This is a genomic window from Pseudomonas sp. JV414 (genome assembly GCF_032424305.1).
Classification (GTDB): Bacteria; Pseudomonadota; Gammaproteobacteria; order Pseudomonadales; family Pseudomonadaceae; genus Aquipseudomonas; species Aquipseudomonas lini.
Genome location: NZ_VYKC01000004.1, coordinates 245,027 through 265,147, shown reverse-complemented (window position 1 = coordinate 265,147; position 20,121 = coordinate 245,027). Strand labels below are relative to the sequence as shown.

Genomic DNA, 20,121 nt, shown 5'->3' with positions numbered 1-20,121 from the left:
TCGTGAGACGTAAATTCTTGCTGCTGCTGGAAACCGGATTGGTTCTGGCGGGGCTGTTGGCGGGCGCTTGCGCCTGGAAAATCGATTCGGCGCTGGAACAGCCGCTGAACATCGCCCAGGAAGAGCTGCTGGAAGTGCCCAAAGGCACTACGCCAAACCGCACCTTCCTTCGACTCGAAGCCGATGGCGTCATCAAAGACGCTTTCTGGCTGCGTGTGTATTGGCGCTTCAATCTGGCAGGACAACCGCTGCACAGCGGCGAATACCGCATGGTGCCCGGTATGACAGTCAACGGGCTGATCGACCTGTGGAAGCGCGGAGAAATGGTGCAGTACAGCCTGACGCTGGTTGAAGGCTGGAATTTTCATCAGGTTCGCGCAGCGCTGGCCAAGGATGAAAAACTCGAGCAGACCCTCAACGGTCTGAGCGACAGCCAAGTGATGGACAAGCTCGGGCACAGCGGGGTTTTTCCGGAAGGGCGATTCTTCCCCGACACGTATCGTTTCGTGCGTGGCATGACCGACGCCGATCTGCTCAAGAAAGCTTACGACCGCCTCGATGAGGTCCTCCTCAAGGAATGGAACCAGCGCGCTGCCGACGTCCCTTACACCGAGCCCTATCAGGCGCTGATCATGGCCTCGCTGGTGGAAAAGGAAACCGGTGTGCCGCAGGAGCGTCGGCAGATCGCCGGCGTGTTCGTGCGGCGCATGGAAATGGGCATGCTGTTGCAGACTGATCCGACCGTGATTTATGGTCTGGGTGATCGTTACAACGGCAAGTTGACCCGCGCTCATCTCAAGGAGCCGACGCCGTATAACACTTACATGATTGCGGGTCTGCCGCCGACGCCGATTGCGATGGTGGGGCGCGAAGCGATCCATGCGGCGCTGAATCCGGCGGATGGCAACAGCCTGTATTTTGTCGCGCGCGGTGATGGCAGCCACGTGTTTTCCGATGATCTGGACGCCCACAACAATGCGGTGCGCGAATTCCAGATCAATCGACGTGCCGATTACCGGTCCAGCCCCGCGCCGACTGTTACGCCGTCGACGGAGGATTCCCAGGCGCCAATCCCGGCGGCTTCGCCCAATGCGGCGCCCGAAGACTTGCCTCCCGTAGCGCCGCAAGACTCTGTGCAAGATCCCGTACAAGATCCCGCACAAGAATCTGCGCCAGCACCCGAAGCGGATGCGCCCGCGCCGCAAAGCCCGCAATGACTCTGACTAAGGACTGCCTGTGACTGGCTTGTTTATTACCCTGGAAGGCCCGGAAGGCGCCGGCAAGAGCACCAATCGCGAATACCTGGCCGAACGTCTGCGTGCTGCCGGGATTGAGGTGGTGTTGACCCGGGAGCCTGGCGGCACACCCTTGGCCGAACGGATCCGTGACGTGCTGTTGGCACCGGTCGATGAGGTGATGAATCCCGACACCGAGCTGCTGTTGGTGTTCGCCGCGCGAGCCCAGCATCTGGCCGAGGTGATCCGCCCGGCGCTGGCCCGTGGCGCGGTAGTCCTGTGCGATCGCTTTACCGATTCGACCTATGCCTACCAGGGCGGTGGTCGTGGTTTGTCGCTGGAGCGCATCGCGACCCTCGAAACGTTCGTCCAGGGCGATCTGCGCCCGGACTTGACGCTGATCTTCGATCTGCCGGTAGAAGTGGGCCTGGCTCGCGCCAGCGCCCGCGGTCGGCTGGACCGTTTCGAACTCGAGGGCCGAGCGTTTTTCGATGCGGTGCGCACCGCGTTTCTGGAGCGTGCCAAAGCGGATCCTGCGCGTTATGTCCTGGTGGATGCCGCTCAGCCGCTGGCGCAGGTTCAGCAGTCTCTGGATGCCTTGTTGCCACGTCTGCTGGAGCTGACCCGTGGCTGAAGCCTATCCGTGGCAGGACAATCTCTGGCAGCAAATGGCCGGCCGTGCCCAGCACGCTCATGCCTATTTGCTGCATGGCCCGGCCGGGATCGGCAAGCGTGCGCTGGCCGAGCGTCTGATGGCCCATTTGTTGTGTCAGCGCCCGACCGCCCAAGACGCCTGCGGTGAGTGCAAATCCTGTCTGCTGCTGAAGGCTGGGAGTCACCCCGACAACTACATCCTGGAGCCGGAAGAGGCAGACAAGGCGATCAAGGTCGATCAGGTGCGTGATCTGGTCAGCTTCGTGGTTCAGACCGCGCAGATGGGCGGTCGCAAAGTGGTGCTGATCGAGCCAGTCGAGTCGATGAACATCAACGCCGCCAATGCCTTGCTGAAAAGCCTTGAAGAGCCGTCCGGCGATACCGTTTTGCTGTTGGTCAGCCACCAGACCAGCCGTCTGCTGCCGACCATCAAGAGCCGTTGCGTGCAGCAAGCCTGTCCGTTGCCAAGCGAAGCCATGAGTCTGGCTTGGCTGGCCAGCGCTTTGCCGGACTGTTCGGAAGAAGAGCGCATTGAGCTGCTGACCCTCGCCGCCGGTTCGCCATTGGCCGCGGTCAAATTGCAGGCACAGGGCGTGCGAGAGCAGCGGGCACTGGTGGTTGAAGGCGTGAAGAAACTGCTCAAGCAGCAGCAATCGCCGACGCAACTGGCCGAGGAGTGGAAAACCATTCCCATGTTGCTGCTGTTCGACTGGTTCTGCGATTGGTCGAGCCTGATCCTGCGTTATCAATTGACTCAAGATGAAGCCGGGCTGGGGTTGGCGGACATGCGCAAGGTGATTCAGTACCTGGCGCAGAAATCCGCACAGGACAAAGTCCTGAATATCCAGGACTGGATTCTCGCCCAGCGGCAGAAAGTGATGAGCAAGGCCAACCTCAATCCGGCGTTGTTGCTGGAGGCGCTGTTGGTGCAATGGGTATCCTTGCCTACCCAGAAGTGACCGTCTGACACTAGACTCTGATCATCAGACAGTGGAGGTCAGCATGAACGAACCCATCAGTCCGGGGCCGCGCAATGGTATTTTGTCCTTGACCATCAAGGACAGGGCCGTGCTCTACGCGGCCTACATGCCATTCATCAAGAACGGTGGCCTGTTTATCCCGACCAACAAGAGCTACAAGTTGGGCGATGAGGTCTTCATGTTGCTGCACCTGATGGATGAACCGGAAAAGATCCCGGTCGCCGGCAAGGTCACTTGGATCACCCCCAAAGGTGCCCAGGGCAATCGCGCCGCCGGGGTTGGCGTGCAATTCAACGAAGGCGACAACACCGCGCGCAGTCGAATCGAAACCCATCTGGCCGGAGCGCTGAAGTCCGACCGTCCCACTCATACGATGTAAGTTGCAGCCCTTTTATGCTCGTAGATTCCCATTGTCACCTTGATCGCCTCGACCTCACCGCCCACGACGGCTCCCTGGATGCCGCGCTCGATGCGGCCCGTGAGCGCGGGGTAGGGCACTTTCTGTGCATTGGCGTCAGCGCCGATAACGCCGCCGACGTCAAAGCCCTGGCCGAACGTTACGACGATGTCGACTGTTCGGTCGGCGTGCATCCACTCGATGTGCAGCCGGGTGCCGCGCCGGCGCTGGATTGGCTGTTGCGCGAACTCAATCATCCGCGGGTGGTGGCGATCGGTGAAACCGGTCTGGATTATCACTACGAGCCGGAAGCGGCGGCGTTGCAGCAGGAGTCGTTCCGCCTGCACCTGCAAGCGGCGCAACAGACCGGCAAACCGGTGATCATCCATACCCGTGGCGCGCGGGCCGATACCCTTGAGCTGCTACGCGAAGCGGCACTGCCTCAGGCGGGCGTGCTGCATTGCTTCACCGAAGACTGGGAGATGGCCAAGGTTGCGCTGGACATGGGGTATTACATTTCCTTGTCCGGTATTGTCACTTTTCGCAATGCCGATGCCCTGCGGGATGTGGCCAGCAAGGTGCCGCCTGACCGGTTGCTGGTGGAAACCGACTCGCCGTACCTGGCGCCGATCCCTTATCGCGGCAAACCGAACCTGCCGCAGTACGTGCGTGAGGTAGCCGAATTTCTGGCAATGTTGCGAGGTGAGTCCTACGAGCGATTTGCCGAGCAGACCACCGAGAATTTCAAGCGTTTATTCCCGTTGGCGCACGTCAGGGCATCGGTGTAACGTTAGAAAAGATCGCAGCCTTCGGCAGCACCTACGGGGCTTTGGTCGCTGAATCGCGGGCAAAAAAAACCCGGGTTCTGGGGGGTGAATCCGGGTTAAGACCATTAGGAGTAAAACAAAGGCACGCAATCCTTTGGTACCTTCATCGGCGCGACACTTGGGGGAGATGCCTCGCCGACAGTTGAAGTATTGATCAGTATTGCGCCGAGTCCAGTTTAGCTGGTCGGGTTTTTAAACAAATTTGGAATACGCGCGCTTCAGTTGAGTTCTCATCAACCCGCGAGGTGGCGCGAATTCATCAAGAAACACATATATGGTCGGATGATCCGTGCATTTTGGCGTAAGTTAGGCATAATACGCGGCTTCGAATTTTGACCCCTACAGACCTTTTCTTATGCATAAAGAACCTCGTAAGGTCCGTGAGTTTCGTCGCCGCGAGCAAGAAATTCTCGATACCGCGCTCAAGCTGTTCCTCGAACAAGGTGAAGACAGTGTCACCGTCGAGATGATTGCTGATGCCGTCGGTATCGGCAAAGGCACGATCTACAAGCACTTCAAATCCAAGGCGGAGATCTATCTGCGCCTGATGCTCGATTACGAGCGCGATTTGAACGAGCTGTTGCATTCGGCCGATGTCGATAAGGACAAGGAAGCCCTGTCCCGGGCCTACTTCGAATTCCGCATGCGCGATCCGCAACGCTATCGGTTGTTCGATCGCCTGGAAGAAAAGGTGGTCAAGGGCAACCAGGTGCCGGAAATGGTCGAGGAACTGCACAAGATCCGCGCCTCGAACTTCGAACGCCTGACCCTGCTGATCAAGGGCCGGATCAGCGAAGGCAAGCTCGAAGACGTGCCGCCTTATTTCCATTACTGCGCAGCCTGGGCGCTGGTGCACGGCGCCGTGGCGCTGTATCACTCGCCGTTCTGGAGCAACGTGCTGGAAGATCAGGAAGGTTTCTTCCAGTTCCTGATGGACATCGGCGTGCGCATGGGCAACAAGCGCAAGCGCGACACCGACACGCCGAGCAGCTGAACCATTCAGTTGCCTTATTGCGCCATGATTTAGCTACATGGCGCAGTACCGCAGGAATATACTCAGGCATAGGGCTTGCTAAAACTTGATTTGTGAGTCAAGTTTTGCGCGTTCGAATCTTCTTTCGCCGGAGTGATCCATGATCGTTGACCGTCAAGGCAGGCGTTTTCGCAATTTGCGGATCAGTCTGACCTCAGCCTGTAACTACGCTTGTACCTACTGCGTGCCCAATGGCAAGCGGCTGGTGGCTGCGCAGGATGAGTTGTCGGCGGAGGCCATGGCACGCGGCGTGGCGTACCTGATTGAGGCCGCGGGCATCGAGCGTTTGCGCATTACCGGTGGCGAGCCACTGGTCAGTCCCAAACTCGAAGCCTTCATGACTGCCGTCGGGCAGATGGGCCTGGCGGACATCAGCCTGACCACCAATGGTCAGTTGCTGGCGAAGAAGCTGCCGCTGCTGGTGGATGCCGGTATTCGGCGCATCAACGTTTCCCTCGATACCCTGGATGCCAGCGCTTTTCGCAGCATTGCGCGCGGCGGTGATCTGGCGACCGTCCTTGACGGCATGGCCCAGGCCGCCGCGGCTGGCATGAAGATCAAGGTCAATATGGTGCCGTTGCGTGGGCAGAACCTCGATCAGGTGATGCCACTGCTCGACTACTGCCTGGAGCGCGGCTATGAGTTGCGCTTCATCGAATTGATGCGCATGGGCCACCTGGCCAGCGACTCCAACGCTTTCCTGCAGCAGTTCGTCAGCCTCCAGCAGTTGCTGAGCCTGATCGGCGAGCGCTACGAGTACCTTCAGGCCGATGCACCCGTCGATGCCACGGCGGTGCGTTACCAGATTCCGGGGCTGGGCCACTTCGGCGTAATCGCCAACGAAAGCGTTCCGTTTTGCCGCACCTGTTCGCGTCTGCGCTTGTCGTCCACTGGCTGGCTGCATGGCTGCCTGTCGTCGAGCAATCGTCACTATGTCGGCGATCTGTTGGACAAGCCTCGTCACCAGGCGCTGCCGGCCTTGCAGCGACTGCTGGTCAAAGCCTTGGGGGACAAGCAGGAAGTGGCGTTCTCCGGTGGCGCGACCATCATGAAAATCATCGGCGGCTGATCGGACCCTGTGGCGAGGGGGCTTGCCCCCGTTGGGGCGCGAAGCGCCCCCCAAAGCCATTCTCTCCATTGTGTCAGAAGCACCGCATGTATCGGTTTTACGACTGCTGCGCAGCCGAACGGGGGCAAGCCCCCTCGCCACAGTTCACGCTTGAAATGATATGAGTTCCAGGGACTGGCGCGGAAGCTGCATCCCATGGCCATTCGCCGGTTTTCCGTCACCGGCCTCTGGAGGGTAGGATGCGTAGCCTGGTTTTGCTGCTGGCCGTTTTGGCGCTTGGTGGCTGCATGAATGTCAGCGATATGGCCGAAGGGACTCGCTACCACATGAGCGACGCGGGGCTGCTGGACCACAGCGACAGCCGTCGCGTGAATAACTTCCGCATTCAGCCGGACTCGTTTATCTACATCGCCCAAGGTGCGTTCGCGCCGCCGGGCAGTGCCTACCCGCGACCTAACGTAGTGGCCGAGGAGGCCTTCAACGGCTTTATCGAATATTTCCCAATGGTCCGCCGCGCCCGTGCGCCGGAAGGCCTCGACACTGCCATGGGCGAAGCCCGTGCCGCCGGTGCCCATTACCTGCTTTACACGCGTTTCGCCAAGGCCGACGACCGCATCGGCAACTCGGACGAATGGCTCGACCAGGAACACGTGGATCGTCTCGGTATCGACAACGGCGTGATTCAAATCATGTTGATCGAGACCAGCACCCAGTATTTGATTGATACTGCACGTATCAAGAGTCGTGGCGGTTTACTGACGTTCCACGACAACAAGCCCGAAGACTTGCTGGGCCCGCCGCTGGAGCAATACGCTCGTAGCCTGCTGGGGCTCAGCGACCAGTAATTCAAAGGAGAACGCCATGAGTGGCCCGCAAAAAGCCAACGACCTGTTGGGGCAAATCCCCAAAACCAAAGGCTTGCCGCCGGTCCACTTGTGGAACCCCGACTTCTGCGGCGATATCGACATGCGCATCGCCCGCGACGGCACCTGGTATTACCTCGGTACGCCGATCGGGCGCAAGCCGATGGTCAAGCTGTTCTCCACCATCATTCGCCGCGACGGCGATGATTATTTTCTGATTACCCCGGTCGAAAAGGTTGGCATCAAGGTCGACGACGCGCCGTTCGTGGCGATTGCCGTGGAGGTCGAAGGCGAGGGTGAAGCCCAGGTCTTGCGATTTACCACCAACGTCGATGAAACCGCCGATGCCGGCACCGAGCACCCTATGCGTGTGGTGATCGATCCGGTAACTCAGGAACCCGCGCCGTACGTGCATGTGCGCACCAACCTTGAAGCGCTGATTCATCGCAATGTGTTCTACCAGTTGGTAGAGCTGGCGGTGAGCCGTGAGATCGACGGGCAGCGTTGGCTTGGCGTGTGGAGCGGTGGCGAATTCTTCCCTATCGGGCTTGAGCCGTAACGCGCTGTGCTTTTGTGCTGTAAAAAAAACGGCCCGTTATTTCAACGGGCCGTTTCTTTGGGGCTTACAAACCTTTGCTCTTGAGTCGCTCTGCATGTTCCAGGTAGAGCCCGACCGGACTCACGTTCCAACTGTTGATCCCGGCCATCTGATTGACCGCGTCAAAATGGTCCATCGGGTAATCCGAGCGAATCACTTTCCCCAGATGCGAGCTGTAGCGGCCGACCAGCCCATCATTGGCGTCCTTTTCTTTATAAAATAACTTTGACAGCACTTTACAGTTCAAATGACTCGGGTCGAGTGGTTGCAGGCTTTGGAACCTCTGCACGATCCCGCTCCAGGAGTAGTAATACACGCCGTTTTCAACTTCGTTGCCTTCCCCGCCCCAAACCTTTGGCAGCCCTTGTGGGTACTTGCGATTGAAGGCAGCCAATCCTGCGCTGGTCAGCGATTCGAATGCCGCCTCAGGGTCAATCGGGTTTTCCGGATGGCCGCTGATCAACGAAATGAAGGTGCCGACCGCGCCCAACAGGGCCAGTACGAACGCTTCGGGCAACTCTCCCGGCGTCAGTGCCTTATGCAATTGGTCGGCAATCTCGGAACCGTGATTGGGGCAACTGACCGAGGTGACCGACGCAACCTTTTCCGGGTGCAGCGCTGCTACGTAGCGTGCGGCCAAGGGGCCTTGGCTATGCCCGATCAGATTGACCTTGGCGGCTCCGGTTTCCAGCAAAATGTTGTTGACGTGTTCGAGCAGTTTTTCACCGCGTTCCTCATTACCGTTGACGGTTGGAATATTGACGGCAAACACCTGGGCGCCGGCGCGTTCCAAGGCTTCCTCGATTTCAAAGAAGTAGGGATAACCGGCGATTTTATCGAAGCCGAAAAGACCGTGAACCAACACAATGGGGTATTTCGTAGACGCATCCATGTCCATGTTTGTACCTATCGTTAGCTGATTTGAAGGGGTACAAATCGCTGACAGCCCGATCTGTTGCGGCTAACCGTAGTTTACAAAGTGGATGGGATCAAAGCGCTTCGGGCAGGTTTCGGACGAACAACCCTGTCCGTATTGGCGGGGCAGCTGAAAATCCAATTGACACCCAATCATATGATGATTAGCGTGGACACCCATCGCGAACGGCTTTGTGTCGTTTGTTTTTTTATCACCGGTCGACGAGGTGCCCATGTCCAGCAGTTTTCATGCGTCGACGGTCGACTGGCTGGGGTGCTGGATTGCTGCCGGCCAGGTCAAACCGGGCGAAACCATCAAGGTCGAAGCCGATCTGGGCGAGCAGCTCGGTGTCAGCCGTACGGTCATCCGTGAAGCCATCAAAACCCTGGTGGCCAAAGGCATGCTCGAAGTCGGGCCGAAGGTCGGCACACGCGTATTGCCGGTGCGGCGCTGGAATCTCTTCGATCCGCAAGTCGTTGGCTGGCTGTCGCGCAGCGGCTTGCCGGAAAACTTCGTCGACGACTTGCTCGATCTGCGTCGCACCATCGAACCCATGGCGGTGCGCTGGGCTTGCGAGCGGGCGACGGTGGAACAAGTGCAAGCCGTGCTCCAGGCCTACAACGCGCTGGAGCGGGCGGTGGACAGCGGCATCGATTACAACCGTGCCGACCAGTTCTTCCACGAGTGCATTCTCGCCGCCAGCCACAATCAATTCATCGAACAAATGGTCCCGGCCCTCGGCGCGTTGCTGGCAGTGTCTTTTGAAGTGTCTGCCGCCGACCCGGACGAACTGCGCCGAACCTTGCCGATCCATAAAGACATGGCCGATGCCATCGCGGCCCGGGATTCCGCGCGGGGGGTATGGGCTTGCATGACCCTGATCGATAACGCGGACCTGGCGATCAAACGCTTCTACCCCCAAGTCATGGCCGACAAGAAGGCTAGCTGACAATAAAGAACCCTTGGTGCAGCGGGCTGTGTGGCGTCGGTAAGTAAGAAATTTGAGCGACGAAAATCCTGTGGGAGCGTGGCTTGCCCGCGAAGAACGATAACGCGTAATACCTGAAAAACCGCGGTGCATTTTTCGCGGGCAAGCCACGCTCCCACAGGGTTCTGCGTTTTAACTTATACAGGCTCGCTCCCACATAAAAGCAAAAAGACAGGAGGTTTCATGACGTGGACTGCGGTTACCGGACACCGTGCGCAACTCGGCGAAGGCCCGTTTTGGGATGCTCCGACCCAGGCGCTGTATTGGGTAGATATCGCCGGCAAACAAGCGCTCAGGCTGATCGGCGCCAATGTGCAAATCTGGCAGATGCCGGAGCACGTGTCCGCATTCATCCCCTGCGAGAGCGGCGATGCCCTGGTGACATTGAGCAGTGGGATTTATCGGCTGGATCTGGATTCTCCAGGCCTGGAACCTAGGCTGACCTTGTTTTGCGTCGCCGATCCGCAACCCGGCAATCGCCCCAATGAAGCCCGCTGCGATGCCCAGGGCCGGCTCTGGCTGGGCACCATGCAAAACAACATCGGTGAGCAGGGCGAAGATTTGCCCGTCGTGCGTCGCTCCGGTGGTCTGTTTCGCATCGACGGCGATGCTCGGGTCACGCCGCTGCTTCGGGGATTAGGCATTCCCAACACGTTGCTGTGGAGCGACGACGGCACAACTCTGTATTTCGCCGACAGCCTCGACAAAACGCTTTATCGGCATTTCATCCATACCGACGGCAACCTGGACACCGCCTATGTCTGGCTTGGCCCCCACGAACGCGGCGGCCCCGATGGCTCGGCGATGGATGCCGAGGGCTATGTATGGAATGCCCGTTGGGACGGCAGTTGTCTGCTCGGATTGAACCCCGAAGGTCATGTGGATCGGGTGATCGAGCTGCCGGTCAGCCGTCCCACCAGTTGTGTATTCGGTGGCGAAGACTTCAAAACCCTGTACATCACCAGCGCCGCAAGCCCGCTCAATCACCCGCTGGACGGCGCGCTGTTATCGATTCGAGTGGATGTGCCCGGAAAAGCTTGTCAGCGGTTTGCTGGATAAATCCCTAAATATGGGATGTAAAATTATATATTGAGATTATTTGGTGGTCGGGTTTATAGTCGGCCCCATCAGTTACACGCACTCACACTTAAAAAAACAAAACAGGTGAAGTGATGCAGCGATATTCCACCGCACTCCCTGACGGAGTCAGTGCTTCAGGCCGCCTCGGCGCCCGGGCGTTTTCGCGCCTGCCTGCCTATTCCCAACAGCTTTTTGACCGGACATCGACAGATGTCCGGTTTTCGTCGTGCCTTCGAACAGGAGTGTTGATCCATGGCTGAACCTCTTTCCTTGCCACCGGTGCCCGAACCGCCCAAGGGTGAGCGCCTGAAAAACAAGGTCGTGCTGCTGACCGGTGCTGCTCAGGGGATCGGCGAAGCGATTGTTGCCACCTTCGCCTCCCAGCAGGCCAAGCTCATCATCAGTGATATCCAGGCCGAGAAAGTCGAAAAAGTCGCGGCGCACTGGCGTGAACAAGGCGCGGATGTCGTAGCGATCAAGGCCGACGTGTCGCGCCAGCAAGACCTGCATGCCATGGCCGGATTGGCCATCGAACTTCACGGTCGAATCGATGTGCTGGTCAATTGCGCCGGGGTCAACGTGTTCCGCGATCCGCTGGAAATGAGCGAAGAAGACTGGCGTCGTTGCTTCGCCATTGACCTGGACGGCGCCTGGTATGGCTGCAAAGCCGTGTTGCCGCAAATGATCGAGCAGGGCATCGGCAGCATCATCAACATCGCCTCGACCCATTCCACTCACATCATTCCTGGCTGCTTCCCGTACCCGGTGGCCAAGCATGGTTTGCTCGGACTGACCCGCGCCTTGGGCATCGAATACGCACCCAAAGGCATTCGCGTCAACGCCATCGCACCGGGATACATCGAAACCCAACTGAACGTCGATTACTGGAACGGTTTTGCCGACCCCCATGCCGAACGTCAGCGGGCCTTCGACCTGCATCCACCGCGGCGTATCGGCCAGCCGATTGAAGTGGCGATGACCGCTGTGTTCCTGGCCAGCGATGAAGCGCCGTTCATTAACGCTTCATGCATCACCATCGATGGTGGGCGTTCGGTCATGTATCACGACTGAATAACCCGGGTTTCAAGCGCGAAACTACGTCTGAAATCCAATCATCATACGATATGACTATTGGCTGCATGCTTCGACCGCTGTATTGGCTTTCAAATAACGCTCAAAAAAAATAACAAGGAGTCAGCTTATGAAACGTCGTCGTGGGATCCGTTCCCTGTGCTGTGCCGCTTTGGCGGTTACCGCGGTCAGCCTGAGCAGTACGTTGCTGGCGGCCGAGGAAGTGAAGATCGGTTTTCTGGTCAAGCAAGCGGAAGAGCCCTGGTTCCAGACCGAATGGGCCTTCGCCGAAAAGGCCGGCAAGGACAAAGGCTTCACCGTCATCAAGATCGCCGTGCCTGATGGCGAGAAAACCCTCTCGGCCATCGACAGCCTGGCGGCCAACGGCGCCAAGGGCTTCGTGATCTGCCCGCCGGACGTATCCCTCGGCCCTGCAATCATGGCCAAGGCCAAGCTCAACGGTTTGAAAGTGATCGCCGTCGATGACCGTTTCGTCGATGCCGGCGGCAAGTTCATGGAGGACGTGCCGTACCTCGGCATGGCCGCTTTCGAAGTGGGCCAGAAGCAGGGCGCCGCCATGGCCGCCGAAGCGAAAAAACGCGGTTGGGAATGGAAAGACACCTACGCGGTGATCAACACCTACAACGAACTCGACACCGGCAAGAAACGTACTGACGGTTCCGTCAAAGCGCTGGAAGACGCCGGTATGCCGAAAGACCACATCCTCTTCTCGGCGCTGAAAACCCTCGACGTACCGGGCAGCATGGACGCCACCAACTCGGCCTTGGTGAAGCTTCCGGGCGCGGCGAAGAACCTGATCATCGGCGGCATGAACGACAACACCGTGCTGGGCGGCGTGCGCGCCACCGAAAGCGCCGGTTTTGCCGCGGCCAACGTGATCGGCATCGGCATCAACGGCACCGATGCCATTGGCGAACTGAAGAAGCCCAACAGCGGCTTCTTCGGCTCGATGCTGCCGAGCCCGCACATCGAGGGCTACAACACCGCGAGCATGATGTACGAGTGGGTCACCACCGGCAAAGAACCGCCGAAATACACCGCGATGGACGACGTTACGCTGATCACGCGCGACAACTTCAAGCAGGAGCTGGAAAAGATCGGCCTGTGGAACTGAGGCGCGGTTGATTTCATCGGCAGCCCTGGCGACGGGGCTGCCTGACCGGTGTGATGAGGTGGGTTTATGCACGCACAAGTACAGACAGATCAACAGAGCATTGGCGGCAGCCTGCGCTTCAACGGGATCGGCAAGACCTTTCCCGGGGTGAAGGCGCTGGACGGCATCAGCTTCGTCGCCCATCCCGGGCAGGTTCACGCCTTGATGGGCGAGAACGGCGCCGGTAAATCCACGCTGCTGAAAATCCTTGGTGGTGCTTACACGCCGAGCAGCGGCGATCTGCAGATCGGCGAGCAGAAGAGGATCTTCAAATCCACCGCCGACAGCATTGGCAGCGGGGTCGCGGTGATCCATCAGGAGTTGCACCTGGTGCCGGAAATGACCGTCGCCGAGAACCTGTTTCTCGGGCATCTGCCGGCGAGTTTCGGCCTGATCAATCGCGGCGTTTTGCGGCAACAGGCATTGGCCTGCCTTAAAGGCCTGGCCGATGAAATCGACCCGCAAGAGAAAGTCGGGCGCCTATCCCTCGGCCAGCGACAACTGGTGGAAATCGCCAAGGCGTTGTCCCGTGGCGCGCATGTGATTGCGTTCGACGAACCCACCAGCAGCCTGTCGGCACGGGAAATCGATCGCTTGATGGCGATCATCGGGCGCCTGCGCGACGAAGGCAAAGTGGTGCTTTATGTCTCCCATCGCATGGAAGAAGTGTTCCGTATCTGCAACGCGGTGACGGTGTTCAAGGACGGTCGCTTCGTGCGCACCTTCGAGGACATGAGCGCGCTGACCCATGATCAGTTAGTGACGTGTATGGTCGGTCGCGACATTCAGGACATCTACGATTACCGCAGCCGTCCGCGCGGCGCAGTGGCGCTCAAGGTCGACGGGTTACTGGGGCCGGGCTTGCGTGAGCCGGTGAGTTTCGAGGCGCACAAGGGTGAAATCCTCGGGCTGTTCGGCCTGGTCGGCGCCGGGCGCACCGAGCTGTTCCGGATGCTCAGCGGGCTCACGCGCAACACCGCCGGGCGCCTGGAATTGCGCGGTCGTGAACTGAAACTGCGTTCGCCGCGCGATGCTATCGCAGCGGGGATTCTGTTGTGTCCCGAGGACCGCAAGAAGGAGGGCATCCTGCCGCTCGCAAGTGTTGCCGAGAACATTAACATCAGCGCTCGCGGCGCCCATTCCACCTTCGGCTGCCTGTTGCGCGGCCTGTGGGAAAAGGACAACGCCGACAAGCAGATCAAGGCGCTGAAGGTGAAGACGCCCAACGCAGCGCAGAAAATCATGTACCTGTCTGGCGGCAATCAGCAGAAGGCGATTCTCGGTCGCTGGCTGTCGATGCCAATGAAAGTCCTGCTGCTCGACGAGCCCACTCGCGGCATCGATATCGGGGCAAAAGCCGAGATCTACCAGATCATCCATAACCTGGCGGCCAGCGGCATCGCGGTGATTGTGGTGTCCAGCGACCTGATGGAAGTCATGGGCATTTCCGACCGCATCCTGGTGCTCTGCGAAGGCGCGATGCGCGGCGAACTGACCCGCGAACAAGCCAATGAATCCAACTTGCTGCAACTGGCGTTGCCACGCCAACGCGCTGCCGACGTGGCGAACTGAGAGGTGACTATGACCGTCCAAAATAACGCTCTGCCAACCCCGCGAAAACCTCTGGACCTGCGGCGCTTTCTCGATGACTGGGTGATGCTGCTGGCGGCCGTCGGGATCTTTGTGCTTTGCACCTTGCTGATCGATAACTTCCTGTCGCCGCTGAACATGCGCGGTCTGGGCCTGGCGATTTCCACTACCGGGATTGCCGCGTGCACCATGTTGTATTGCCTGGCGTCCGGGCATTTCGACTTGTCGGTGGGCTCGGTGATTGCCTGTGCCGGCGTAGTCGCGGCGGTGGTGATGCGCGACACCGACAGCGTGTTCCTCGGCGTGAGTGCAGCGCTGGTGATGGGGCTGATGGTCGGGCTGATCAATGGGATCGTGATCGCCAAGCTGCGGGTCAATGCGTTGATCACTACGCTGGCGACGATGCAGATCGTGCGTGGCCTGGCTTACATTTTTGCCAATGGCAAAGCGGTGGGCGTTTCACAGGAACAGTTCTTCGTCTTCGGTAACGGTCAGTTGTTCGGTGTGCCGGTGCCGATTTTGATCACCATCGTCTGCTTCCTGTTTTTCGGTTGGTTGCTGAATTACACCACCTACGGGCGCAACACCATGGCCATCGGCGGCAACCAGGAAGCGGCGTTGTTGGCTGGGGTGAATGTCGACCGAACCAAGATCATCATATTCGCCGTGCACGGTGTGATCGGCGCGTTGGCCGGGGTAATCCTGGCGTCGCGCATGACGTCCGGTCAGCCGATGATTGGCCAGGGTTTCGAGCTGACGGTGATTTCGGCTTGCGTGCTCGGCGGGGTGTCGCTGAGCGGTGGGATCGGGATGATTCGGCATGTAATTGCCGGGGTGCTGATTCTTGCGATCATCGAGAATGCGATGAACCTGAAGAATATCGATACGTTTTATCAGTATGTGATTCGTGGCTCGATCTTGTTGCTGGCCGTCGTAATCGACCGACTGAAACAACGCTGATTTCCCTTTGTGGGAGCGGGCTTGCTCGCGAAGACGGTCTATCTGTCACATTGATGCTGGATGTGCCGACGCCTTCGCGAGCAAGCCCGCTCCCACAGTTGATCTCTGTCGTCCTCAAGTTGTGTTTACGCAGCAAATACGATGTGGCGAGCCGACGATTGACCGCGTAGCGATCGATTTGAACCTGGATCCTTCACCCACTTTCACAAAATATTCCTTGCTCGCCCCAACCCGTTTCAGCTATGACGGTACACCCGAGGTGTACATGATTAGACCGCTACGAATTGACAAGAAACAACAGGTAGTCGACGAGCTCGTCCGACGCATCGAAAACGGCCTCATGGAGGATGGCGTTTTATTGCCGGGCGAACATCAGTTGGCTCAAGAATTCAAGGTCAGCCGAGGCACGCTGCGTGAAGCCCTGGCCGAACTGAAACGGCGCCACTACATCGCTACGCAAAGCGGTGTGGGGTCCATCGTCACGTTCGACGGTGTGGTGCTCGATCAGCGCAGCGGCTGGGCCCAGGCGCTGGCCGACAATGGGGCGCTGATCAATACCGAAGTGCTGCGGCTGGAGGCGGTCACCCGTCCTGACCTGCTACCACGTTTCGGCACTGATCAGTTCATCACCCTCGACCGTCGCCGCCGCGGCACCGATGGCACGCTGGTGTCCCTTGAACGCTCATTGATGCCCGCCACCGGAGGTCTGGAAGGCCTGCCGCGAGTCGGTTTGATCGATGACTCCCTGACCATCACGTTGGCCGCCTACGGCTACATCGGCGATCACGGCGATCAGTGGATCGGTGCCGAACCCTTGAATGCCGAAGACGCCGTATTGCTCGGGCGCCCGGAGGGTACGGTGTTCCTCAAGGCCCTGCGCACCACTTACGACCGTCAGAACCGCTTCATGGAACAGGTCGAAAGCCTGCTCGACCCGGTGCATTTTCGTCTGCACCTGCAAATTGGAACTTCAAAATGACCGCGCTCGACCGTGCACTGGGCGCCTTCTATGGGTTGGCCCTGGGCGATGCGTTGGGCATGCCGACACAATCCCTGAGCCGCGCCGAGATCAAGGCGCGCTTTGGCGAGATCACCGATCTGCAAGACGCTGGCCCGGATCAACCGATCGCCGCGAACATGCCCAAAGGCTCGATCACTGACGATACCGAACAGGCGATCCTGGTCGGTCAGTTGTTGATTGAAGGCGAGGGCTGGATCGAACCGGCGGTGCTGGCCCAGCGCTTGATCGAATGGGAAGCCGGGATGCAAGCCAAGGGCTCGCAGGATTTGCTCGGCCCCTCGACCAAACGCGCGATCGAGATGATCCTCGCCGGCCACTCGCTGGAAGAGGCGGGTCGCCACGGCACCACCAATGGCGCGGCGATGCGCATCACGCCGGTGGGGATTGCGGCCGATGTTGCCGATCCTGAGCGTTTCATCCGCGCCGTGGTGCAAGCCTGTCAGGTGACCCACAACACCACACTGGGAATTGCCAGTGCGGCGGCGGTGGCGGCGGTGGTTTCTGCCGGGATCAACGGCAAGGACCTGGGCGAGGCATTGAACCTCGGCCAGCAGATCGCTCAGCAAGCCGAAAGCCATGGCCACTGGGTCGCTGGCGGACGTATCGCTTCGCGGATCAGTTGGGCGCGGAGCATCAGCGTCGACAGCGACAAAGCGTTGCTGGCGGACTTGCTGTACGACGTGATCGGCACGTCGGTGGCCTCGCAGGAATCGGTGGTGGTGTCGTTTGCGCTGGCTCAGCAAGTAGCCATTGATGAGATGAGTGCCTTCGAAGCGCTGTGCATGGCTGCCAGTCTGGGCGGTGATACCGACACCATCGCGGCGATTCTCGGCGCCATGCTTGGGGCTTCTCTGGGGCTTGAAAGTTGGCCGGTGGCGATGATCGAACAGGTTAAAGCGGTAAATGATTTGCAGCTGGAAGCGTTGGTGCAGGGGCTGTTGGCTCTGCGTTGACTGTACTGACGTCTTCGCGAGCAAGCCCGCTCCCACAGGGATAGTACAAACCTTGAGATACACGCCGTACCTGTGGGAGCGAGCCTGCTCGCGATAGGCGCGCCGCATACTAGAATTTTTCACCCGCAATGGAGCGCAATGATATGGCCAGGATCGCCGGAACGTTATGTCGACTTCCGAAATTGCCCATAACCACAACAATGGCAACAGGAGTTTTTTTATGAGTTCATCGAACATCGGGCAAAGTGCCGGGCAATTGGAAACCCGTGGTATCGAACCGGTGCCGGAAGGGGAGTGCAACGGTCACCCACTGCAACTGTTCTGGGTCTGGTTCGCGGCGAACATTTCCATCCTCGGCTTGCCGTTGGGCGCCACGCTGGTGGCCTTTCGCGGCCTGGCAATCTGGCAGGCAATCATCGTCGCCATCCTCGGTGCCGCCGGTTCGTTCGCGGTGGTCGGGATCATCTCCATTGCCGGTCGTCGTGGTCGCGCACCGAGCCTGACGTTGTCGCGGGCAATCTTCGGCGTACGCGGCAATATCGGCCCGACGCTGGTCTCGCTGATGTCGCGACTGGGTTGGGAAACCGTCAACACCACCACCGCCACATTCGTCTTGCTGTCATTGTGCTCGATTCTGTTCGGCTCACCGGTGGAAGCCAAAAGCGCGCCGCTGCTGACCCTGGTGTTCATCGCGATTTTTGTGCTGCTGACGTTGTCGGTGTCCGGCCTCGGTCACGCCACGTTGCTGGTGATTCAGAGATGGGCGACCTACGTGTTCGGTGCGTTGAACATCCTTGTAGGCGGTTTCCTCTGCGCGACCATCGACTGGAGCGCCGTATTCAACGCCACGCCAGCGCCCCTGAGCGCGATGATTATCGGCATCGGCACCATGGCTGCTGGCACCGGGATCGGTTGGGCCAACGCCGGTGCCGACATGTCGCGCTACCAGCACCGCAGTGTCAAAGCCGTGCGTCTGGTGGCGTCGGCGGCATTCGGTGCGGGGATTCCGCTGGTGCTGCTGATCACCCTCGGTGGTTTGCTGTCGGTGGGCAACAATGATCTGGCCTCGGCCACTGACCCGATTGTCGCGATCCGCGACATGCTGCCGACCTGGATGGCCGTGCCGTACCTGATCACCGCGTTCGGCGGGCTGCTGCTGTCGAACAACCTGTCGGTGTACTCCGCCGGTTTGACCACGCTGACCCTCGGCCTGAAGGTCAAGCGCGTGTATGCGGTGGTGCTCGATATCATTGCGATCTTCGCCGGTTCGATCTACTTCATGTTGATTGCCGAGAGCTTCTACGGCCCGTTCATCACCTTCATTTCCTTGCTGGCCGTACCGATCACGGCGTGGGTCGGGATCTTCGTGGTCGACCTGATTCACCGGCATTACTACAGCCCCAAAGACCTGCTGGACGTCAGCCCGAGCAGCGCCTACTGGTATCGCGGCGGCGTCGAGTGGCGCGCCTTTGGTGCGTGGGCGCTGGCGATTGTGCTGGGTTTCAGTTTCACCACCATTGGCACCACTGAACAAGATATCTGGTTCCGCGGCTTTTTGTCCGACTCCTGGCTGGGCCACAACGGCCTGGGCTGGATCGTGACGTTCCTGGTGGCCGGTGGGATTTACTGGGTGCTCGGCGGTGCCAAGGATCGCCGCGCTGCGTTGTTCGAGAGTGCTCATGCCTAAGTTGTTGCACACCGGCCAGGTCATGATCGACCTGGTCATGGCCGTGGATAAATTGCCTCAATCAGGCGGTGACGTGCTGGCGCAATCCGCCCGTTTCGAGGCTGGCGGTGGCTTCAATGTGATGGCTGCGGCCCGGCGAAACGGCTTGCCGGTGGTTTACCTCGGTGGCCATGGCAAGGGCCGTTTCGGCGACCTGGCCCGAGAGGCGATGACGGCTGAAGGCATTCGGATCGGCATCGATCAGAGCACCGAGCGCGACACCGGGCTGTGCGTCGCGCTGACCGAAGCCTCGGCCGAGCGCACGTTCATTTCCTGGATCGGTGCCGAAGGCGAATTGGCCGCCGAAGACCTGGCGAGTGTGCCAGCCGAGGCGGGCGATTTTGTCTATGTCAGCGGCTATAGCCTGCTGCATGGCGGCAAGGCTCAGGCGCTGGTGGATTGGGTGCTGGATTTGCCGGACGGGATCAAGGTGGTGTTCGATCCGGGGCCGTTGGTGGATTCGCCAGACGCATCGCTGATGAAGGCCTTGCTGTCGCGCATCGATCTGTGGACCAGCAACCGTGTCGAGGCGCTGCGGTTTACCGGGGCGACAGACATCGGCGAGGCATTGAATCGGTTGGCTGATCATCTGCCGACCGAGGTACTGATGGTGGTACGCGATGGGCCGCAAGGGTGCTGGATCAGCCAGCACGGCGATCACCAGCATGTGCCGGGATTCAAGGTCGAGGCGGTGGACAGCAACGGCGCGGGGGATGCTCACGCGGGCGTTTTTGTTACCGGGTTGGCGCACGGATTATCGGCAGTCGAAGCGGCACGACGGGCGAATGCGGCTGCGGCGTTGGCGGTCACTCGCTGGGGGCCGGCGACTTCGCCGGGGGCGGCTGAGGTGGATGCGTTGATCCGGGAGACTTTCGGCTCTTGATCCACCGCTATCGCGGGCAAGCCCGCTCCCACAGGGGGGTTGTGTCGTTAACAAATCCCCTGTGGGAGCGGGCTTGCCCGCGATGAGGCCCTCAAACTCTCCA

At 59.6% G+C, this 20,121-nt stretch carries 20 protein-coding genes; 19 read left to right on the top strand and 1 reads right to left on the bottom strand.

Annotation, left to right across the window (positions count from 1 at the left end; all coding sequences use genetic code 11):
* Positions 1-2: 2 nt before the first annotated feature.
* From mltG to F6R97_RS08340, 9 genes are all read left to right on the top strand, one after another.
* Positions 3-1,217, top strand: coding sequence for an endolytic transglycosylase MltG (mltG, locus tag F6R97_RS08380; protein ID WP_050681893.1), 1,215 nt, complete (start codon positions 3-5; stop codon positions 1,215-1,217).
* Between the two features lie 19 nt (positions 1,218-1,236).
* Complete coding sequence (gene tmk, locus F6R97_RS08375) at positions 1,237-1,869, top strand: dTMP kinase (protein ID WP_008067785.1); 633 nt, start codon at positions 1,237-1,239, stop codon at positions 1,867-1,869.
* Positions 1,862-2,848: a DNA polymerase III subunit delta' gene (locus tag F6R97_RS08370; protein WP_038982095.1), complete on the top strand. Its 987-nt coding sequence runs from the start codon at positions 1,862-1,864 to the stop codon at positions 2,846-2,848. The genes tmk and F6R97_RS08370 overlap by 8 nt, the downstream gene beginning before the upstream one ends.
* Positions 2,849-2,891: 43 nt before the next feature.
* On the top strand, positions 2,892-3,248 hold the full coding sequence (locus tag F6R97_RS08365; RefSeq protein WP_008014345.1) for a PilZ domain-containing protein: 357 nt from the start codon (positions 2,892-2,894) through the stop codon (positions 3,246-3,248).
* Positions 3,249-3,262: 14 nt separating this feature from the next.
* Positions 3,263-4,054, top strand: a complete 792-nt coding sequence (locus F6R97_RS08360) for a TatD family hydrolase (protein WP_038982096.1) — start codon at positions 3,263-3,265, stop codon at positions 4,052-4,054.
* A gap of 394 nt (positions 4,055-4,448) precedes the next feature.
* Positions 4,449-5,087 carry a TetR/AcrR family transcriptional regulator gene (locus F6R97_RS08355; RefSeq protein WP_007942012.1) on the top strand — a complete coding sequence of 213 codons (639 nt, stop codon included), beginning with the start codon at positions 4,449-4,451 and terminating at the stop codon, positions 5,085-5,087.
* 139 nt (positions 5,088-5,226) lie between these two features.
* Positions 5,227-6,195, top strand: coding sequence for a GTP 3',8-cyclase MoaA (locus F6R97_RS08350; protein ID WP_038982097.1), 969 nt, complete (start codon positions 5,227-5,229; stop codon positions 6,193-6,195).
* 239 nt (positions 6,196-6,434) lie between these two features.
* Positions 6,435-7,040 carry a DUF4823 domain-containing protein gene (locus tag F6R97_RS08345; RefSeq protein ID WP_038982098.1) on the top strand — a complete coding sequence of 202 codons (606 nt, stop codon included), beginning with the start codon at positions 6,435-6,437 and terminating at the stop codon, positions 7,038-7,040.
* A 16-nt stretch (positions 7,041-7,056) separates the two neighbouring features.
* Positions 7,057-7,617: a DUF1285 domain-containing protein gene (locus tag F6R97_RS08340; protein WP_038982099.1), complete on the top strand. Its 561-nt coding sequence runs from the start codon at positions 7,057-7,059 to the stop codon at positions 7,615-7,617.
* Positions 7,618-7,681: 64 nt separating this feature from the next.
* Here F6R97_RS08340 and F6R97_RS08335 read toward each other — a convergent pair whose 3' ends face one another.
* The gene (locus F6R97_RS08335) at positions 7,682-8,554 is read right to left on the bottom strand and encodes an esterase/lipase family protein (RefSeq protein WP_038982100.1); all 873 of its coding nucleotides are present in this window, start codon (positions 8,552-8,554) and stop codon (positions 7,682-7,684) included.
* Positions 8,555-8,804: 250 nt separating this feature from the next.
* Here F6R97_RS08335 and F6R97_RS08330 point away from each other — a divergent pair, with 250 nt between their 5' ends.
* From F6R97_RS08330 to F6R97_RS08285, 10 genes are all read left to right on the top strand, one after another.
* Entirely contained in the window at positions 8,805-9,521 is a 717-nt protein-coding gene (locus F6R97_RS08330; protein ID WP_038982101.1) for a FadR/GntR family transcriptional regulator, read from the top strand.
* 222 nt (positions 9,522-9,743) lie between these two features.
* On the top strand, positions 9,744-10,619 hold the full coding sequence (locus F6R97_RS08325) for an SMP-30/gluconolactonase/LRE family protein (protein WP_315866388.1): 876 nt from the start codon (positions 9,744-9,746) through the stop codon (positions 10,617-10,619).
* A 273-nt stretch (positions 10,620-10,892) separates the two neighbouring features.
* Positions 10,893-11,711 (top strand): SDR family oxidoreductase, encoded by an 819-nt coding sequence (locus tag F6R97_RS08320; RefSeq protein WP_315866387.1) that lies wholly within the window; start codon positions 10,893-10,895, stop codon positions 11,709-11,711.
* A 130-nt stretch (positions 11,712-11,841) separates the two neighbouring features.
* Positions 11,842-12,846 carry a substrate-binding domain-containing protein gene (locus F6R97_RS08315; protein ID WP_038982104.1) on the top strand — a complete coding sequence of 335 codons (1,005 nt, stop codon included), beginning with the start codon at positions 11,842-11,844 and terminating at the stop codon, positions 12,844-12,846.
* 66 nt (positions 12,847-12,912) lie between these two features.
* Positions 12,913-14,457, top strand: coding sequence for an L-arabinose ABC transporter ATP-binding protein AraG (gene araG, locus F6R97_RS08310; protein ID WP_315866386.1), 1,545 nt, complete (start codon positions 12,913-12,915; stop codon positions 14,455-14,457).
* A 9-nt stretch (positions 14,458-14,466) separates the two neighbouring features.
* Entirely contained in the window at positions 14,467-15,435 is a 969-nt protein-coding gene (araH, locus tag F6R97_RS08305) for an L-arabinose ABC transporter permease AraH (RefSeq protein ID WP_038982106.1), read from the top strand.
* Positions 15,436-15,700: 265 nt separating this feature from the next.
* On the top strand, positions 15,701-16,414 hold the full coding sequence (locus F6R97_RS08300) for a GntR family transcriptional regulator (protein ID WP_038982107.1): 714 nt from the start codon (positions 15,701-15,703) through the stop codon (positions 16,412-16,414).
* A complete protein-coding gene (locus F6R97_RS08295; protein ID WP_038982108.1) occupies positions 16,411-17,409 on the top strand; it encodes an ADP-ribosylglycohydrolase family protein in 999 nt (332 codons plus the stop codon). Before F6R97_RS08300 ends, F6R97_RS08295 begins: the two co-directional genes overlap by 4 nt.
* Before the next feature lie 220 nt (positions 17,410-17,629).
* On the top strand, positions 17,630-19,096 hold the full coding sequence (locus F6R97_RS08290; RefSeq protein ID WP_038982109.1) for a purine-cytosine permease family protein: 1,467 nt from the start codon (positions 17,630-17,632) through the stop codon (positions 19,094-19,096).
* Entirely contained in the window at positions 19,089-20,018 is a 930-nt protein-coding gene (locus F6R97_RS08285; RefSeq protein WP_315866385.1) for a PfkB family carbohydrate kinase, read from the top strand. The genes F6R97_RS08290 and F6R97_RS08285 overlap by 8 nt, the downstream gene beginning before the upstream one ends.
* Positions 20,019-20,121: the final 103 nt, after the last annotated feature.

Excerpts from the sequence above, each read along its gene's own strand:
- F6R97_RS08365 (WP_008014345.1), top strand. The coding sequence starts at position 2,892 with ATGAACGAACCCATCAGTCCGGGGCCGCGCAATGGTATTTTGTCCTTG.
- F6R97_RS08360 (WP_038982096.1), top strand. The coding sequence starts at position 3,263 with ATGCTCGTAGATTCCCATTGTCACCTTGATCGCCTCGACCTCACCGCC.
- F6R97_RS08355 (WP_007942012.1), top strand. The coding sequence starts at position 4,449 with ATGCATAAAGAACCTCGTAAGGTCCGTGAGTTTCGTCGCCGCGAGCAA.
- F6R97_RS08350 (WP_038982097.1), top strand. The coding sequence starts at position 5,227 with ATGATCGTTGACCGTCAAGGCAGGCGTTTTCGCAATTTGCGGATCAGT.
- F6R97_RS08345 (WP_038982098.1), top strand. The coding sequence starts at position 6,435 with ATGCGTAGCCTGGTTTTGCTGCTGGCCGTTTTGGCGCTTGGTGGCTGC.
- F6R97_RS08340 (WP_038982099.1), top strand. The coding sequence starts at position 7,057 with ATGAGTGGCCCGCAAAAAGCCAACGACCTGTTGGGGCAAATCCCCAAA.
- F6R97_RS08335 (WP_038982100.1), bottom strand. The coding sequence starts at position 8,554 with ATGGACATGGATGCGTCTACGAAATACCCCATTGTGTTGGTTCACGGT.
- F6R97_RS08330 (WP_038982101.1), top strand. The coding sequence starts at position 8,805 with ATGTCCAGCAGTTTTCATGCGTCGACGGTCGACTGGCTGGGGTGCTGG.
- F6R97_RS08325 (WP_315866388.1), top strand. The coding sequence starts at position 9,744 with ATGACGTGGACTGCGGTTACCGGACACCGTGCGCAACTCGGCGAAGGC.
- F6R97_RS08320 (WP_315866387.1), top strand. The coding sequence starts at position 10,893 with ATGGCTGAACCTCTTTCCTTGCCACCGGTGCCCGAACCGCCCAAGGGT.
- F6R97_RS08315 (WP_038982104.1), top strand. The coding sequence starts at position 11,842 with ATGAAACGTCGTCGTGGGATCCGTTCCCTGTGCTGTGCCGCTTTGGCG.
- araG (WP_315866386.1), top strand. The coding sequence starts at position 12,913 with ATGCACGCACAAGTACAGACAGATCAACAGAGCATTGGCGGCAGCCTG.
- araH (WP_038982106.1), top strand. The coding sequence starts at position 14,467 with ATGACCGTCCAAAATAACGCTCTGCCAACCCCGCGAAAACCTCTGGAC.
- F6R97_RS08300 (WP_038982107.1), top strand. The coding sequence starts at position 15,701 with ATGATTAGACCGCTACGAATTGACAAGAAACAACAGGTAGTCGACGAG.
- F6R97_RS08295 (WP_038982108.1), top strand. The coding sequence starts at position 16,411 with ATGACCGCGCTCGACCGTGCACTGGGCGCCTTCTATGGGTTGGCCCTG.
- F6R97_RS08290 (WP_038982109.1), top strand. The coding sequence starts at position 17,630 with ATGAGTTCATCGAACATCGGGCAAAGTGCCGGGCAATTGGAAACCCGT.
- F6R97_RS08285 (WP_315866385.1), top strand. The coding sequence starts at position 19,089 with ATGCCTAAGTTGTTGCACACCGGCCAGGTCATGATCGACCTGGTCATG.